Below are 15,996 nucleotides of genomic sequence, written 5' to 3'. Positions count from 1 at the left end.
CGGAGGACCATAAGCGGAGCCCACACCCGACTGGTCCGCTGTTCCTCGTCGACCGACTCCTGGCCGCCGAGACCCACTGAAATCGGAGCACATCACAATGGCGAATCCAACATGGGATCTCATTCACGCCGAACGCCGCCAGTTGGTCAACGACCTGCGGACGCTGACGCCGGAACAGTGGCGAACGACATCGTTGTGCCCGGACTGGACCATCCACCAGATGCTCGGTCACATTGTTGCCCTAACCAAGCAGACACCGCCGAAATTCTTCACCAAACTTGCCGTCTCCGGCTTTCGGTTCGACAAAATGGTGGCCGCCGACGTAGCGAAGCAGTCGGCAGGCACGCCCGCGGATACCCTGGCCGAACTGACCCGGCACATCACCGACACCACTGCCCCGCCCGGACCGGTCGATTCCTGGGTCGGCGAGATGGTCGTGCACGGCGCCGACATCCGGCGGCCACTGGGTCTGACATATGTCCCCCCGGTCGCCACCACACGTCAGGTAGCCGACTTCTACAAGAACTCCAACCTGCTCATCGGATCGAAGCGCCGGATCAACGGCGTCCAACTGATCGCCACCGACACCGACTGGACGCACGGCATCGGCCCGAAGGTACAGGGTCCGATCCTGTCCCTGGTGCAGGCAATGACCGGCCGCTCCGTAGCGATAGCCGATCTCACAGGTGAAGGCGTGACGCTTCTGTCGGCCAGGATGGCCCCACATACCTCGGACTGAAGGCTCAAACCCCCGCCGTTCATCCCAGGCCCATCGATCCCCGCCGGGACGGGGTCGAACGTCCACCGCGATGACCGATCACTCCCCGAAATCGGGCATCCGTTGAGTCCGGCCACCCGCATGGCGTGACGTGTGAGAATCCACCGTTAACAAACTCGACATGTCGGACCTGTTCATCGGTCGGTAGGGTATCGATGGCCGGTCCAACAAGCCGCCGGCGCCAGGTGGTGCGACGCGAGGTAGCCCGTTGTCCGACATTGCTTCCAACCAGCCCGACGCCGCACACGGCAGGCGACCAGGATTCGCCGGTGAAGTGGCCCGGTACGCGCTGTCGTTCAGCGATGAAGAACGCGATGTGGACGACACTCTGGTCCACATCACCCAAGGTGCGGTCAGGTTGATCCCCGGTGCGCAATTCGCGGCAGTGTTGATACCGATGCGCCCTGGACGGATCGACCCCCAAGTCATCCTGGGAGACGGTCTGCCGGACGTCGTGCTGAACCTGCAGAATGCGGCCGGTCAGGGTCCTTGCCTGGAGGCGATCGACACCGGCCGGCAGATCTCCGTCGGCAACGTCGCCACTGAGTCCAGGTGGCCGCAATTCTCCCGACCGGCCGGCGCAGCCGGAATCGCGTCGATCTCGTCCACACCCATGATCGTCGAACGACACACCATCGGCGTCCTGACGTTGATTTCCACCGTCAGCGACGCATTTGACGACGAGTCCAACAGCCTGGCGCGGATCTTCGGTGCCCACGCCGCCATCGCCCTGTCAGGTGCGCGGCTCACTGCGAACATGACGGCCGCCCTGTCCAGCCGCGACATCATCGGCCAGGCCAAAGGCATCCTGATGGAGCGGTTCAAGGTCACTCCGGACGTAGCGTTCACCATGCTGGTCAAGGCGTCCTCGCACACCAACGTGAAACTGCGCACCCTGTGCGAGGACCTGTCCTCGACTGGCCACTTCCCGAACCCAAACTGAGCGGCGCCCAACTCGGGGCCACGACCACCTACCGCCCCGCGGTTGAGATCGCCGCTGAACGGGCATCCTGACGGTCAGGGCCTAGACGATTCCGGAATCGCCGAGACTCCAGGCTCTCGCGGTTGAAAACTCACAGGCGCGAGAGCCGAACACACCCGGCCGCCCACTGTGCCGGGTGCAGGCGATCGGAGGGCTGCGTGGTGGTCTTGTGACCGGCCAAGCGTTCAACCACAGCGAAAACCTCACCCGGCCGCACCGGGCCCTCGAGTCACACCGGCCAGCACGCTCGGGATGGACGCCCAGCCGTCGCCGATTCGAACATGACCTCTGACCCACTCTCGGCGCTCGTTCCTCAGGCTGACGAGGATCGATATTTTAGGGCATCAGCAGGTCGCGGAGGCAACCCGCTCAGCTCCATTCTTCCGGGTTGTCCTGGTAATACCGCGCGCGGAACGTCGATTAGAACGTACCGTGCAGTCGTGACGTTGAACCCGGGTAGTCCTCGACGTGCTCATAACTACGCTCCACCCTCGAATGAAGGATCGGCTGGCTCGATCGGCCGTTGATGATAGCTCGCGCCGATCGCGCAAAAAAACGGAAAGATCCAGCCGGAGGAAGTCGAGTACTTCTCGCGACCTCTCCGCTTACCGGGTCAACCGGGCGCGACCGAAAATCGATTGCCCATCACAGCATTAACATCAGATCTCACGGGGATCGGCACACACCAGTGGCGCACCCGGATTTCGGTGCTGGCCGGAAATCGACTGGGCCCGGCGGCATCAGTGCCGGGTAGGTTGACCCTGGCGCGTAAAGCACGCTGGCATCGGTCTCAATCAAGCCGGTGGGATCTGTCTATTAGGCATCGCACGGGGCCCTCGTAGAACGTCCTCGGCGGCGCACTCCAGACTCCGCTTGGAGAGAGCGGCAGCGATTTGCAGGTAAGAAATGGCTTGCCCTTCGTCCACATGGCAGCGGCCCATCAGCAGGTCGCGGGCTTCGGCGACGACCATCGGCGCGCGCTCAGCAGTGCCGGCGACGAGGGACCCTGACGATCGGTCGTCCAACGAGGATGCATCCGCGAGGCCAGTACGGGCGATGACCTCATCGGCGACATCCCCCGGCAGGTCCGTCTCGGCCGCTTCCTGCTCGGCTCGCTGTTGATTGACCTCCACACGCGCGGCCTGCCAGGCGGACCAATGGCCGGAAACCAGCGCCCACAAGGACAGGGCCGAAACATAGACGACGCTTGAGAGCCACCCCATAATCATAGAGACCGGAATCATCGCGATCCAGAACAAGGTGAGCCAGCCGTTCACCCGGCGCATGAGGATCGGATCGCCCTGCACCGACGCCCACAGAGACTTCAGCGCGGTCACTGCACGCCCCTGGAGGTCGAAGCGCTGACATCTATGACTCCGTCCTGGTCGATCCGCGTGGCTCCAGTCACCGGGCCAACGAGGGCTATCGACTCGTCCCGGTGCCGGAGGCCATCGTCGAGACGGACCGCCACACGCCGCGGATTCTGCTGGTCCCCGTCCTCCCCGGTGAACCGAACCTCCGCGCGGTCGCGATGTCCGACACATGCGAGCAGCCCGGCGCGGCCGCCCCGCCGCACGGGAGAGGCCTGGCCCGGGTCGTCCTCCGGCACATACCTCGTCCGGGTGAAGGGCGCGATCGCGCCGAAAGATCGACCGCGAGCCACCGGATGCGACTCGATGAACACCATCAACTCTCCTGACCACTCAGCCACTGCGGGATGCACATACTCTACTACCGGGTCAGTAGTGGATCACGTTTTCCGCAGTTGCGCTATTCGATCAGGAGAGCAGGACAGCCCCGTAACGGTTCGAGCGCGACTGCAGCAGCGTTGGGCCGCAGCGGCCTGCAGGCGCCCCCACCCCCGGGGAACCAGAGCGGGATCAAATCACTTGCAAGGGAACGCTTCTCATCAGTGCACGTTACCCCCTGTCGTCGATCGCACGCCCAGCTCATCCAGTATCCAAAAGGTCAATCCGTCCGTTGATCCAACACATCGGCGTCCATGTCGCGGACCGCCGGGACCCTGGATCAAACCCCCTGACCAGAGCCGGACAGTTGCCGAACCGGGCAGTCCGAAACACGGGGCCGAGAATCCACTGGGCGAACCTGCAGATCAGGAGGCGGAGCGCCGCGCACTCGGTGCAGGATCACGACCCGAGCCATCAGGTTCCGGGCCCAGTGGGGATCGACCCGCAGCGCCCCGTCCAGTCACATCTGGGTCAGCATGCCGGCCACAGCCGTCAGGTCAGGATCTCGGCGACGGTGCGAGCACGGCCCGCCCGTCGGCGACCAGTCGGCACAAGGACAGCACCGTTCCCGGAGTACTCGGAGGTTCCCGAGGCCGGGGATCAGCAACGTGCCCCCGGTGCCCGGTCTGGCCTATAGGCCCAGACTATCGAATGTTGGGGTCGAACTCGCCCCAGACGCGCAGACCATCCCGGGACGGGGCCACCATGTTGCCCTCCGCAGCGCTCTCGGCGCGTAGCTCCGAGCTGAACGGATCGGCCGTTACCGGCGAGTCATCAACCTCGGGCGGGTCAATCTTGCCCTAGACTCGAGGCCAAATCGCCGCAACCCCAAACGCAGTGACGACCCGACTAAATCTAGGACACTTGATCACCCGAGATCCTCGGCTAAACTCAGGCGGCGCAGGGTCCTGCCCCCGCTTGACCCTGCGTTCCGCGGCAGACCTCCCCCCCGGGTTTGCCGCCAGCTGGCCCTTGCACTCATCGAGCGCAAGGGCCAGCCCCTTGTTGACGTCGCCAAGCCCGCGCACCGCCTAATGCGTCGAGGTGACCGAATCGGACGTCCTGGAGGACGCCGAAGCCGCACGCGGTACTGGGCCAGATCACCGCACTGGGGGTCCTGGTCGCGATCGACGACTTCGGAACCGGATACAGCTCGCTGCTGAAGCTGAAACGCTATCCGTCATCGCGCAAAGGAGACCGCCAGTTGGCCGCCGGACTCGGCCTGCATGCCGGCCTGCATGCCAGCGATGACGCAATCGTCGTCTGCGTCATCGGTCTCGCCCACGCCGTCGGCGCTATCTGCGTGGCCGAAGGCGTCGAAACACAAGAGCAATACTCTGCACTTCGGGTCATGGGCTGCGATCAGGCCCAGGGTTTGCTCTTCGGCCGGGCTGTCCCGGTCCGAGATCCACCCGGTGCGATCGCCCAGTGCCTCCTGGTCTGCGCCACGACGAACGGCGTCCGCGCTGACACGTGATGTCCCCTGTCGTCGGCGCAGCCTCGGCGTCGCTCCACCGCGCGGCCCACCCCAGAGCGTCCCAAAATTGCATGGGCCTGCCGGGATCGCCTCCCCAAACCGCGGTGTCGCACCTATGCTTCCCGAGCCAGTGCCCGAGGCCAACGGTCCCCGTGATGCATCCGTGTGCCGGGCCTGCGGTACACACTTGGACTGATCAACAGCTCGTCGTGGGCGGCCAAGGGCGCTGGTCAATCTGACCCCTCCTGAGACACCAACCGACCTTCCGACGACACGTCCCCTCCACCGGGCGGCGCTGCCTGCGTGTGATGCCCGTCAGGCGCGGGCAAGGGGGAAACGCGAAACCCCTGGCGATCAGCCAGATCGCGAGCACCATCTCCTGCACACCGATCGGAGCGGCCAACGCGAACTGCGGACCGGACTCCGCGGCAATCACCCGCAGCATCACCAGCACCGCCGCTACGGCCAAGGCGACCTCGCCGACAATGCCCCACACCGACAGCCACCTCGGCACGAGACGCGCCTGGTAGAGAACCAGGTAGTACAGCGATCCGCCGACGGAGAACGCCAGCAGCAGCGCCACGTTGCCCAACACTCGATACGCCGATAGGACGGTGTCCCCGACTGTGCGGTACTGAGACTGCGCGGGATCGCCGCCCACTCCGGCATCGTCACGGCTCAGGGTCACCAGCGAGAGCACCAACATCGCGCTCCCGAGGTAGTACATGCCCTCCACGATGCGGAACGCGACCGCGCCCGCAGCGAGGGCCTCGCCACCCCGCCGAACCACCAGGTAGAACGCGACGGCAACCGCCGGGGCAGTGAGCGCGGCGACTGAGGCCAGCAGCGCGCACGCCGCCCCCTGCGTGCTGTGCGCCGCGATCTGCGTGAGGTAATCCGAGGCACCCAGCGGCGCCAAGAGCGGTGCACTCGACAGGCTCGAACCCGTCGCCACGATCAACAGGACACCAGCCGCGGTCGCCGGTGGCAGCGGGACGCGCTGCGTCTGGTCCGCACCGTCCGCGTGCGACCTCGGGTTGTTGCCGTGCTGGCCGGCGGCGCCTGCAGAGCGACCCGAAGGACACGCCATTCGGGAGAATGGCGCACCTTGCCGATCCCGACGGCGGCGCCTCGGCCTTCACCGGACTACCTCCCCCCGCGCCCAGCATCCTCGTGGCCCGGGCCCCGACGCGGCAGACCGCTCGTCTCAGCGCACCGGGTGGGTTCCCGGATACGACGACAACAGCGGCTGCGGGTCGGCCAACTCCACAACTTCTCCAGTGAGCCGATGCAGGAACAGCCGGGCTGGGCCAGCAGCGTGCGCCAACTCTTCGATATGAGTGATCGCCGGCGCCAGCTTGGCATGAGTGTCGAAGATGGTGTGCCCGTGCCGGCAGGCCCAGGTACCGTCATCCAGCTCGATCACCCGATAGAACCATGGCATCACCAGAAGATAGGCATCCACTCATCCCCCCAGCTAGGGACGAAGGTCCCAAATCGTGGTCATAGGCCGCCGCCGTCGTTGCGCGCCACCATCCATCGACCCCGGGCGGCTGGGACCGTAACAAGACCATGAGGCCCCCTGGGCCGGATCCGGGGGCGACCGGCCCACAGCGAACCCGCCCTGTGGTCCGATCCCGTCGTGCCACCGACGGGGCCAGGGCCCCCGATCCCCACGCCCTGCCATCAAACGGCGAGTCTGGGGGGTGTCGGGTGATCTGCACTGACGCACGGCACCCCGGAATCCGGGCGCTTCGAACGGATCCGGTGGACCCGGAGTTGTGTGTCATCGGGTAGCGATCCCCTCACCGTCCGTGGCGCCGCGAACCGCCACCGTGCCGATCCGGGTCAGTGATCCGCCCGAGTTGATGGCGAATTCGTCCACCAGACCAGCCGCCCCGGTCTGCACATACAGGTATCGCCCGTCACCCGAGGCCGCGGCAACGGATCGGTTCACTCAGCTGGTAAGCCGTGGGCCCGGAACCTTCGTCCCTCCATCTGCACGTTAACAAACACGAACATATGTTCGATACTGTGGTGACATGGCCGACTACATGAACGAAGCGATCCTGGCAGGTCCCCGTTTTGTAGGCCGGGCAGTGCTAGAGCCTTGGGGTTGATGGTTCGATCTCACAGCCCACCGGTTGGTGGGTGTGGGTGAACCGCACTGGCTCCGGTGGAGACTCTTGACCTTGGGAACGAGGATGGAGTCATGGGATCTGAGGTTTCACCGGGCAAGCCGACCACCCGTCGGTATGCGCCTGCGGAGAAGGAGCAGGCGGTCCGGCTGGTCCGGCAGTTGCGCTCCGAACTGGGCACCGATCAAGGGACCGTGCACCGGGTCGCGCGGCAGCTCGGTTACGGCGCTGAGTCGGTGCGGTCCTGGGTGCGGCAGGCCGACATCGACGACGGACGCAAGCCGGGAGTGTCGACCAGCGAGGCGAGCCGGATCGCCGAGCTGGAGCAGGAGAACCGAGAATTAAAGCGCGCCAACGAGATTCTGAAGCGGGCAGCCAGTTTCTTCGGGGCGGAGCTCGACCGCCAACACAAGAAGTAGTCGCGTTCATCGACGCCAACCGCGCCGAGTTCGGAGTCGAGCCGATCATCACCACGCTGGCCAGCGCCGAGGTGACGATCGCTCCGAGCAGCTACTACGCCGCCAAGACCCGGCCGCCCTCAGCGCGCCAACAGCGGGACGAGCAGCTGATCCCGCAGCTGCGCGCCCTGTGGCAGGGCAACTATCGGGTCTACGGCGCTCGGAAACTGTGGAAGGCCGCCCGTCGGGCCGGGGCACGACATCGGTCGGGACCAGGTTGCCCGGCTGATGCGCGCAGCCGGGATCCAGGGTGTCCGCCGCGGCCGGCAGATCCGCACGACCCGCCCGGACCCGGGGCGCCGCGGCACCCGGACCTGGTGAAACGGAACTTCACCGCGAAGGAACCGAACCAGCTGTGGGTGACCGACCTGACGTATGTCCCGACGTGGTCCGGCGTCGCCTACGTGTGTTTCCTGGTCGATGTGTATTCGCGGATGATCGTGGGGTGGCGGGTCGCGGGCCATATGCGGACCGAGATGGTCCTGGATGCGATCGAGATGGCCCGGTGGAGCCGCGGCACCCGGATCGACGGGTTGCGCTGTCACAGCGACGCCGGCAGTCAATTTACATCCATCCGGTACGGCGAGCGGCTGGCCGAGATCGGTGCCACCCCGTCGATCGGGACTGTCGGGGACTCGTTCGACAATGCGTTGGCCGAGACCGTGAACGGTTACTACAAGGCCGAGTTGATCTACGGACCCGGACGACCCGGACCGTGGCGGACCGTCGAAGATGTCGAGTTGGCGACCCTGGGCTGGGTGCACTGGCACAACACGGCCCGGCTGCACGCTACCTCGGCGATCTACCACCAGCAGAGTACGAAGCCACGTTCTACGCTACGAAACGGACCGACCAACCCCTGGCCGGAATCCAATAGCTCGAGCCTCCATCAGACCCAGTGCGGTTCACATCGACCGAGCGGAGTCCGCGGTCGGTGACCAATGCGTCGAACTCACCGACGTCGGCGAAGCGGGCGAAGCTGTCGACCCCGAACTTGACGTGGACGCCGACCAGCAACCGGCGCCGGGAAACATCCATGACCTTGCGCTTGATCGCGGAGATGGTCGGTTCCGGTGTGGTCAACCCGCGTTCAGGGGAGATGCCGTTGGTACCCATGATCGCGAGATCCACCACCAGCGCAGAAAGCATCTCGATCACCCAATGCCCGACCGTGCCCAGGGTTCGTCCGCGGACGTTGCCGCCGAGCATGATGGTGATCCCCTCGGCCGCGGACAGCGCGGCGGCGACCGGCAGCGACGGGGTCACCACCGTCAACGGGCGCCGCGAGTTCGCGAGCAGCTCGGCGACCAACTGCGGGGTGTACCCCTCGTCGATGTACACCGACTGGACCTCCCCGATCCGTTCCATAACGGCCGCAGCGATCCGGCGCTTCTCTGGAACCATGTGGGAGGACCGATACGCCAACGTGCTCTCGAATCCGGCCCCGTCCAGCGGATACGCCGCGCCGTGTATCCGGCGGACCAGTCCGTCCTGCTCCAGCACGGTCAGGTCCCGCCGGATCGTCTCCGTCGCCACCCCGAGCCGGGCGGCCAAGTCCGTGACCTGGACCTGGCCGTGCTCGCGTGCGAACGCGATGATCTCCCGCCTCCGCTGCGCGTTCGGTGAGTTGCCCACGCTGGCCACCTTTCGGGATTGCGCGAGCCCTTAGGCCGGCCCGTTGCCATGTCCTGTCCAGGATGCGGCGGCCATCCGGGCGAGTCGAATGCGTATAGGCACGCCTGATCACCCGTTTCCTGCCCGATTCGAGCGTTTCATGCCCGATCGCTACCCGCCCGCTCAGCGCCGGCGTCAGGTAGGAACACTCTTAACCACAACCGCTTGGGCCTTTCTGCCGGCCGTGCAGCGGGCCCAGGGATGGGGTCGGTCGGCCTCGGAAGAGGCTATGTCTTGTGGTATCGGGCACCAGTTGACCGCCCGATGTCCGCCCGAACGCGTCCGATGGCGCGGGCAACTACTCGCACTCGCGCGAAGCAGGCCGCGAGGCACGGCTCGTCCGCTCCGCCTGATCGAGGTCGGCACATTGGCTACCAGCCAGGAGCGCGGTTCAGAGGTGACTCGGAGTGGGTCAGTAGCTCCGACGTCGCGCAGATGGATCGAGTTCTATCTGGCCGTAGCTGTTGTCGTCGGCGTTGACGGTGACGCCCGGTGCGACCAGTTCGTCGATGCGGTCCAGGACCTCGGGGGTCAACCGGACGTCGGCGCCGGTGAGCTGAGACTCGAGTTGCTCCATGGTGCGCGGGCCGATGATCGCGGAGGTGACGGCGGGGTGGTTGATCACGAAGGCGATGGCCAGGTCGATCAACGTCATGCCGTGCTGCTCGGCCAGAACGGCCAGATTTTCGGCGATCTCGAGTTTCCGCTGGTTGGCTTCGCTGGTCATGTCGAAGCGGGCCTTCGGGCGCGCCGCGGAGGTTGGGGTGCCGGCGTTGTCTTTGCGCCAGCGGCCGGACAGCCAGCCGCCGCCCAGTGGGCTGTAGGTCAGGATGCCCATGCCGTGCCGGCGGGCGGTCGGCAGCACGTCGGATTCGATGCCGCGCACCATAATGGAGTATGGCGGCTGCTCGGTGACGAGCCGCTCCAACCGGCGGTCACGTGCGGCCCATTGGGCCTCCACGATCTGACTGGCCGCGTAGGACGAGGACCCGATGTAGCGGACCTTCCCCTGCCGGACCAGGTCGGTGAGCGCGCCGAGGGTCTCCTCGATGCCCGTGTCCTGACTGGGGCGGTGCACCTGGTAGAGGTCGATGTGGTCGGTGCCCAGGCGGCGCAGGGAGTCCTCTACCGATCGTATGATCCAGCGGCGTGAGCCGCCGCGGTGGTTCGGGTCCTCGTCCATCGGCATGAAGAATTTGGTCGCCAGGACGACGTCGTCGCGTCGTCCGGACAGCGCCTTGCCGACGATCTGTTCGGATTCACCACCGGAGTACACGTCGGCCGTGTCGACGAAGTTGATCCCTACGTCGAGGGCGCGGTGGATGATGCGGATCGAGTCTGCTTGATCGGCGTTGCCCCAGGGGCCGAACATCATGGTGCCCAGGCATAGCGGGCTGACCGAGACGCCGGTCCGGCCCAGCATCCGGTTCTGCATGATCGATGAGTCCTTTCGTGAAGCGTTCGCGGATAACAATGGCCGGGGGCCCGAGGATGCTCACCCCGGGAGGTCTACCTAGAGCTTGATCATCACCTTGAGTGCTTCTCGCGCGTCCATGGCGGCGTAGGCCTGTGGGGTGTCCTCGATGCCGACGGTGCGGTCGAAGACCCGGCCCGGGTGGACGGTGCCGTCCAGCACGGCCGGAAGCAGTTGTTCGATGTAGGCCCGGACCGGGGCCGGTCCGCCGGTGAGGGTGGTGTTCTTGCCGAAGAACGACCAGCCGATCGGGCCGTCCTGGTACTGCGGGACGCCGACGCGGGAGATGACCCCGCCGGGGCGGACGATGCCGATGGCCTGCTGGAAGGCCGGCAGGTGGCCGACGGCTTCCAGTACCTTGGTGGCGCCGCCCTTGGTGAGCTCCAGGACGGCGTTGATCCCTTCGTCGCCGCGGTCGGCGACGACGTCGGTGGCACCGAATTCGCGGCCAAGGTCGGTGCGGGCCCGGTGGCGGCCCATCAGGATGATCCGCTCGGCACCCAGCTGTTTGGCCGAGAGCACGGCCAGCAGTCCGACTGCGCCGTCTCCGATGACCGCGACGGTGTCACCCGCGGTGACGCCGGCCCGGTGGGCGGCGTGCCATCCGGTGCCGTACACGTCGGACAAGGTGAGCAGGGACGCGAGCAGGCCGCTGTCGGCGGTGGCCGGGTCGACGCCGGGGACCTTGACCAGGGTGCCGTCGGCCAGCGGAACGCGGGCGGCTTGGGCCTGCCCGCCGCTGGTGCCCAGGTCGTCGTCGTTCCAGAAGCCGCCGCGAACGCAGGAGGTTTGCAGACCGACTCGGCAGAATTCGCACACCCCGCAGGAGATCGCGAACGGGGCGATGACGAAGTCACCTACGGCCAGCGTCGTCACAGCGGCACCGACCTCGGTGACGACACCGATCAGTTCGTGGCCGATGCTCTTCCCGGCCGGGTTGTGCGGGGCCGAGTGGTAGGGGTGCAGGTCACTGCCGCACACACAGGCGTGGGTGATCTGCACGAGGGCGTCGGATGGTTCGACGATTCTCGGGTCGGGGGCGTCGGTGACGCGGACGTCGCCGGCGCCGTAGATGAAAGTTGCGCGCATCGGGGTTCTGCTTTCGGTGTCGGTGGAGTCAGTGGCCGACGGTCAGTCGGTGGCTGGCGGCGTGATGTCGTTGATGGCGGCCAGTGCGTTGAGGGTCCGGGGGTACCCGATGAACGGCACCAGCACGGTCAAGACAGCCAGCAGCCGCGCGCGGGTGTTGCCGACGTTGAGGTTGCCGCTGACGTGTCCGCGGATCTGGGCGTCGGCGCCGCCGATCGCGGCGAGCATCGAGAACGTGATCAGCTCGCGGGTCGGCAGGTCCAGGCCGCCGCGTGCGACGGTGTCGCCGAAGCAGTTGCCCGTCAGGTACCGCTGGAAGTGTTTCGTGTCAGATGCCGCGGCGGCGTGCATCTGATCGACGCGGCCCGTGCCGACGATCTGCTCCTGCACCACATGGCCACGGAACTGTCTGCTCTCCGGAGTGCTGGTGGCCTTTCCGGGCAGCGGCAGTTCGACGCCGGCGGCTGTGAGGATGTCGTTGACGGCGTGCAGGTAGTCATAGGCCCGGGCCATCCCCACGTAGGCGACGGCCTGGTAGACCACCTCCTTGAGCTCCACCGGAGTCACCCCGGCGTTGGCCTGTCCGGCGGCGGCCAGCACCTTGAACTCGGCGAGTCCCCCGGCGGCGAGGACCGCGGCCAGCTGCACCAGCAGCCGGGTGTGCAGGTCGATACTGTCGTCAAGCTCGGCTGCGTCGGCGAGGACCTCGGCGAAGGCGAAATTGTCGAAGTAGCCGATGAGCTCGGGATCGGTCCTGGCCAGTGTCGAGACCAGGTCGCCAAACAGCTGGTCGTGATAGGCCTTCGCCGTGTCGTTGATCGTCATGGATCAGACCTGCCCGGCGGTGTGTGCTGCGGTGTATTGCTCGTCGGTGACCGGCTCCAGCCACGTGGTCGCCTCACCCGCGCCAGCGGCGTCGAGAATGGCGTAGTGGCACATCATGTTGGTCTGCGTGCCGCCGTGGAAATGCTCCTCCCCGGCCGCGGTCCACACGCTCTCCCCCGCCCGCAGCACCACCGTGTGCCGGTCGCGGGTACTGACCAGACCGACGCCGTCGGTGCACACCAACAGCTGCCCGTTGGCGTGCCGGTGCCAGTTGGTGCGGGCCCCCGGGGTGAACCGCACCAGTCCGACGGTCAGCCGGGACGTGCCGTCACCGCCGAAGACCGGGTTCAACCAGACATCGCCGGTGAAGTTCGCCGCCGGCGTCTTCACCGTCGCCGCCACTGGGTTCTTGTTCATGTCTCTCCTCGAGTGAGTGCACTGCTGTCAGCAAGTCAAGCCCGGACACTTCGACCCTGGGAGTGTCTGCCCTTCCAGGTAATGCCAGTGCCTCCTTGGCGGTCACGAACGGGCCTACCGTGAACCGCATGGACAACCATGCCGAGATCCGCGAGTTCCTCGCGTCGCGCCGCGCCCGGATCACTCCGGCTCAGGCCGGCCTGCCCGCCTACGGCGGCAACCGGCGCGTCAAGGGCCTCCGACGGGAAGAGGTCGCGCTGCTCGCCGGCGTCAGCATCGACTACTACGTCCGGTTGGAACGCGGCAACCTCGCCGGCGCCTCCGAGCAGGTCCTCGACAGCATCGCAGAGGCGCTGCACCTCGACGACGCCGAACGCGAACACCTGCGCTCGCTCGCCCTCGCCGCCGCTGCAACCGCCCGGCGGCCCCGCGCCGCGTCGGGACCGCTGCGGCCCGTGATCCAGCAGGTCCTCGACGCCATCACCGACGCGCCGGCCTGGGTCCGCAACGCCCGCCACGACATAATCGCCCTGAACGTCATGGGCGAAGCCCTGTACGCACCGGTCCTGAACTCGGCAGCCGCCGGGGCCACCGCCAAACGCCCCGCCAACACCACCCGCTTTGTCTACCTCGACCCCGCGGCCCGCGAGTTCTTCGTCGACTTCGACCGCATCGCCACCGACGCCGCCGCCATGCTCCGCCTCGAAGCCGGCCGCCACCCGCACGACAAAGAACTCATCACCCTGGTCGGGGAACTCTCCACCCAATCCGAGCTGTTCCGACAGCACTGGGCCGCCCAGAACGTCAAGTTCCACCGCAGCGGCCGCAAACGCCTCCACCACCCGGCCGTCGGCCCACTCGACCTCAACTTCGAGGCCATGGAACTGCCATCCGACCCAGCTCTGCAGCTCAACATCTATACCGCCGACCCTGGCACTCCCACCGCCGACGGGCTCAGACTGCTCGCCTCCTGGGCCGCCACCCGCACCGCCGAATCGACCGCACAGAGCACTAATGGCGCACGTTCAGCCACCAGGGACTAGCCCGCCGCACACGGCGAGCTAGACGGACCGGTCGGTGTCGCCGGCCATGCGCGGGGCAGACACCAAGCCCTGAACCGGTCCTAAGGATTTCGGCCCGCCTCGATGCGTAGCGCCGCCACGTTATCTCGGGCAATGACCTGCCAATCAGCGTAGAAGCCTTGCGATCGCGGATCGAGGAACAGCTATCGCGCGAGGTTCGGAGGCTGTGCTGCGGATTCGAACAGCTCGGTCATCAAGGCCGCGGCGAGCGCGTTAACGGCCAGAATGTCGAACCGGCCGTTACGGACAAACACTCCGGCAGATGGGCGGGTCGCTCGGGGTGGCTGTCTTCGGCGCCATCGTCGACGTCAGCGCCTCGTTCGGCCACGGACAGCGAGTCAGCTACGTCACCACCGCGGTGTTGATCAGCGCGACCGCCGTCGCCACGCTGACCCTGCGCCCGCCCGCGGGCATCGACCGATTCCACCCCAGCGCAGTCACCACGAAAGGGCTAAGTCATGAGCACAGCAGCACAGATGATCACCTTGAACAACGGGGTCACGCTCCCAGCGATCGGCCTCGGGGTGTTCCAAACGCCTCCGGATGAGACTCGCGGCGCCGTGACCGCGGCCTTGGACGCCGGTTACCGCCACATCGACACCGCCGCCGCCTACGGGAACGAGCGCGAGGTCGGCGAAGCGGTGCGTGCGTCCCAGGTCGTCCGCGGCGCCATCTTCCTGGAAACCAAGGTCTGGATCAGCGACTACGGCTACGACGAGACCCTGCATGCGTTCGACAAGAGCGCCGGCAAACTCGGCGTCGACCAGATCGACCTACTGATCCTGCACCAGGCGCTGCCATCGGACTTCGACAAGACCCTGAAGGCCTACCGAGCGCTGGAGACGCTGCTGGACGAGGGCAAGGTCCGCGCCATCGGGGTGAGTAACTTCATGGTCGAGCACCTGTCGAAGCTATTGGAGAAGGCTCAGGTCGTGCCGGCGGTGAATCAGATCGAATTGCACCCGTACTTCCAGCAGCCTCAGGTGCAGGCCCTGGACGCCGCCCACGGCATCCTGACGCAGGCATGGTCGCCGATCGGTGGCATCACCTTCTACCGCGAGGGCGCACACACCAGCACGCTGCAGGATCCGACCATCGTCGAGATCGCGTCGGCGCATGACAAGAGCGCGGCGCAAGTCATGCTGCGCTGGCACCTGCAGCAGGGACGCTCGGTCATTCCGAAGTCCACCAAGCCGCATCGCATCGCCGAGAATCTTGCTGTCTTCGACTTCGCCCTCAGCAGCCGGGAGATTGACGCGATCGACGGCCTCGACACCGGTCAACGCGGCGGCCCCGACCCTGACGCCATCACCCTGGCGAATTTCGGCCGCCCGATCCCGGAAGCCTGACGACGATGGCCGAGACGCGAGGCAAGGACGCCGTCGTCACGGGCGCATCATCGGGCATCGGCGCGGCCACCGCCCGGGCCCGCGCCGGCCGTCATCGGGGCGCCCCGAGGACGTCGGTCGCACACGTGTAGCTTGCTGCGATCCCGTCGAAGATGTCCCCGGCATACTGGTCGAACTCCAGCACCGGGTACTCCAGGCTCGGCACCGCGTCCAAGATCGCCCGGGCGGGGAGGTCTCCCCGTCCGAGCGGTACCTGATCCGCTGTCGTTCCGGCCCGCGGACCGTCCGTCAGGTGCAGCGCGACCACCCGCTCCTCCAGCCGCCCGAGAAGTGCAGGTACGTCCTGGCCGCCCATCATGGCCCAGTACGTGTCAAGCTCGAGCACGCCGGGTGCAGCATCTCGACGAACACCTCACAGGCGGACTTGCCGTCGATGATGTTCTCGAATTCCCAGGCGTGATTGTGGTAGCCGACCCGCATCTTCCGCGCGGACGCAACGGGCACG

The 15,996-nt window shown here is 66.6% G+C and carries 17 protein-coding genes, 1 pseudogene and 1 other annotated feature; of the genes and pseudogenes, 7 read left to right on the top strand and 11 right to left on the bottom strand.

The genetic code is table 11. The features are described 5' to 3' along the window. Positions 1–97 precede the first annotated feature (97 nt). Together BLS97_RS17440 and BLS97_RS17435 are read left to right on the top strand one after the other, a co-directional pair. Positions 98–739 (top strand): maleylpyruvate isomerase family mycothiol-dependent enzyme, encoded by a 642-nt coding sequence (locus tag BLS97_RS17440; protein WP_269457454.1) that lies wholly within the window; start codon positions 98–100, stop codon positions 737–739. A 247-nt stretch (positions 740–986) separates the two neighbouring features. Further along, entirely contained in the window at positions 987–1,721 is a 735-nt protein-coding gene (locus BLS97_RS17435; RefSeq protein WP_090478274.1) for a GAF and ANTAR domain-containing protein, read from the top strand. Positions 1,722–2,554: 833 nt separating this feature from the next. On the opposite strand, the gene BLS97_RS17430 is transcribed toward BLS97_RS17435, so the two are convergent. Further along, positions 2,555–3,097, bottom strand: coding sequence for a hypothetical protein (locus BLS97_RS17430; RefSeq protein WP_090478270.1), 543 nt, complete (start codon positions 3,095–3,097; stop codon positions 2,555–2,557). Between the two features lie 1,501 nt (positions 3,098–4,598). Here BLS97_RS17430 and BLS97_RS17420 point away from each other — a divergent pair. Beyond that, positions 4,599–4,985 carry an EAL domain-containing protein gene (locus BLS97_RS17420; RefSeq protein ID WP_090478264.1) on the top strand — a complete coding sequence of 129 codons (387 nt, stop codon included), beginning with the start codon at positions 4,599–4,601 and terminating at the stop codon, positions 4,983–4,985. Between the two features lie 196 nt (positions 4,986–5,181). Here the strand turns inward: BLS97_RS17420 and BLS97_RS17415 are convergent, their stop codons facing one another. The 3 genes from BLS97_RS17415 to BLS97_RS22995 form a co-directional block, all read right to left on the bottom strand. Beyond that, positions 5,182–5,946 carry a DUF4386 domain-containing protein gene (locus BLS97_RS17415; RefSeq protein ID WP_157695491.1) on the bottom strand — a complete coding sequence of 255 codons (765 nt, stop codon included), beginning with the start codon at positions 5,944–5,946 and terminating at the stop codon, positions 5,182–5,184. Between the two features lie 246 nt (positions 5,947–6,192). Next, on the bottom strand, positions 6,193–6,450 hold the full coding sequence (locus tag BLS97_RS17410; protein ID WP_090478258.1) for a DUF2188 domain-containing protein: 258 nt from the start codon (positions 6,448–6,450) through the stop codon (positions 6,193–6,195). 321 nt (positions 6,451–6,771) lie between these two features. Continuing rightward, positions 6,772–6,942, bottom strand: coding sequence for a hypothetical protein (locus tag BLS97_RS22995; protein ID WP_157695490.1), 171 nt, complete (start codon positions 6,940–6,942; stop codon positions 6,772–6,774). Positions 6,943–7,197: 255 nt separating this feature from the next. Between BLS97_RS22995 and BLS97_RS23935 the strand changes: the two genes are divergently transcribed. Then, positions 7,198–7,542, top strand: a complete 345-nt coding sequence (locus BLS97_RS23935; RefSeq protein WP_231988163.1) for a transposase — start codon at positions 7,198–7,200, stop codon at positions 7,540–7,542. After that, positions 7,464–8,519 carry an IS3 family transposase gene (locus BLS97_RS17405; RefSeq protein WP_331710777.1) on the top strand — a complete coding sequence of 352 codons (1,056 nt, stop codon included), beginning with the start codon at positions 7,464–7,466 and terminating at the stop codon, positions 8,517–8,519. Before BLS97_RS23935 ends, BLS97_RS17405 begins: the two co-directional genes overlap by 79 nt. Beyond that, positions 7,497–7,628 (top strand) — a sequence feature (AL1L pseudoknot). Its footprint overlaps the gene before it by 132 nt. Here the strand turns inward: BLS97_RS17405 and BLS97_RS17400 are convergent. The 5 genes from BLS97_RS17400 to BLS97_RS17380 form a co-directional block, all read right to left on the bottom strand. Further along, positions 8,413–9,216, bottom strand: coding sequence for a DeoR/GlpR family DNA-binding transcription regulator (locus BLS97_RS17400; RefSeq protein ID WP_090482525.1), 804 nt, complete (start codon positions 9,214–9,216; stop codon positions 8,413–8,415). The two genes, BLS97_RS17405 and BLS97_RS17400, sit on opposite strands and share 107 nt — an antisense overlap. A 451-nt stretch (positions 9,217–9,667) precedes the next feature. Beyond that, the gene (locus BLS97_RS17395; RefSeq protein ID WP_090478253.1) at positions 9,668–10,690 is read right to left on the bottom strand and encodes an aldo/keto reductase; all 1,023 of its coding nucleotides are present in this window, start codon (positions 10,688–10,690) and stop codon (positions 9,668–9,670) included. Positions 10,691–10,768: 78 nt separating this feature from the next. Continuing rightward, on the bottom strand, positions 10,769–11,818 hold the full coding sequence (locus BLS97_RS17390) for an alcohol dehydrogenase catalytic domain-containing protein (RefSeq protein ID WP_090478250.1): 1,050 nt from the start codon (positions 11,816–11,818) through the stop codon (positions 10,769–10,771). A gap of 42 nt (positions 11,819–11,860) precedes the next feature. Further along, positions 11,861–12,643 carry a carboxymuconolactone decarboxylase family protein gene (locus BLS97_RS17385; RefSeq protein WP_090478247.1) on the bottom strand — a complete coding sequence of 261 codons (783 nt, stop codon included), beginning with the start codon at positions 12,641–12,643 and terminating at the stop codon, positions 11,861–11,863. 3 nt (positions 12,644–12,646) lie between these two features. Then, entirely contained in the window at positions 12,647–13,060 is a 414-nt protein-coding gene (locus BLS97_RS17380; protein WP_090478243.1) for a (R)-mandelonitrile lyase, read from the bottom strand. Between the two features lie 128 nt (positions 13,061–13,188). On the opposite strand from BLS97_RS17380, the gene BLS97_RS17375 reads away from it, so the two are divergent. Then, positions 13,189–14,103, top strand: coding sequence for a helix-turn-helix transcriptional regulator (locus BLS97_RS17375; RefSeq protein ID WP_090478241.1), 915 nt, complete (start codon positions 13,189–13,191; stop codon positions 14,101–14,103). 80 nt (positions 14,104–14,183) lie between these two features. Here BLS97_RS17375 and BLS97_RS24555 read toward each other — a convergent pair. Next, positions 14,184–14,396: pseudogene (locus BLS97_RS24555) on the bottom strand (MmyB family transcriptional regulator). Positions 14,397–14,600: 204 nt separating this feature from the next. Here BLS97_RS24555 and BLS97_RS17370 point away from each other — a divergent pair. Further along, a complete protein-coding gene (locus tag BLS97_RS17370; protein WP_090478237.1) occupies positions 14,601–15,491 on the top strand; it encodes an aldo/keto reductase in 891 nt (296 codons plus the stop codon). A gap of 91 nt (positions 15,492–15,582) precedes the next feature. On the opposite strand, the gene BLS97_RS17365 is transcribed toward BLS97_RS17370, so the two are convergent. Beyond that, a complete protein-coding gene (locus tag BLS97_RS17365) occupies positions 15,583–15,876 on the bottom strand; it encodes a sugar phosphate isomerase/epimerase family protein (RefSeq protein ID WP_090478234.1) in 294 nt (97 codons plus the stop codon). Between the last annotated feature and the right edge of the window lie 120 nt (positions 15,877–15,996).

It is taken from the genome of Nakamurella panacisegetis, from assembly GCF_900104535.1.
Taxonomy (GTDB): Bacteria; Actinomycetota; Actinomycetes; order Mycobacteriales; family Nakamurellaceae; genus Nakamurella; species Nakamurella panacisegetis.
Note: the sequence above shows the minus strand (reverse complement) of the source record. Positions and strands in the feature narration are given on the sequence as shown.

Excerpts from the sequence above, each read along its gene's own strand:
- BLS97_RS17440 (WP_269457454.1), top strand. The coding sequence starts at position 98 with ATGGCGAATCCAACATGGGATCTCATTCACGCCGAACGCCGCCAGTTG.
- BLS97_RS23935 (WP_231988163.1), top strand. The coding sequence starts at position 7,198 with ATGGGATCTGAGGTTTCACCGGGCAAGCCGACCACCCGTCGGTATGCG.
- BLS97_RS17395 (WP_090478253.1), bottom strand. The coding sequence starts at position 10,690 with ATGCAGAACCGGATGCTGGGCCGGACCGGCGTCTCGGTCAGCCCGCTA.
- BLS97_RS17390 (WP_090478250.1), bottom strand. The coding sequence starts at position 11,818 with ATGCGCGCAACTTTCATCTACGGCGCCGGCGACGTCCGCGTCACCGAC.
- BLS97_RS17385 (WP_090478247.1), bottom strand. The coding sequence starts at position 12,643 with ATGACGATCAACGACACGGCGAAGGCCTATCACGACCAGCTGTTTGGC.
- BLS97_RS17380 (WP_090478243.1), bottom strand. The coding sequence starts at position 13,060 with ATGAACAAGAACCCAGTGGCGGCGACGGTGAAGACGCCGGCGGCGAAC.
- BLS97_RS17375 (WP_090478241.1), top strand. The coding sequence starts at position 13,189 with ATGGACAACCATGCCGAGATCCGCGAGTTCCTCGCGTCGCGCCGCGCC.
- BLS97_RS17370 (WP_090478237.1), top strand. The coding sequence starts at position 14,601 with ATGAGCACAGCAGCACAGATGATCACCTTGAACAACGGGGTCACGCTC.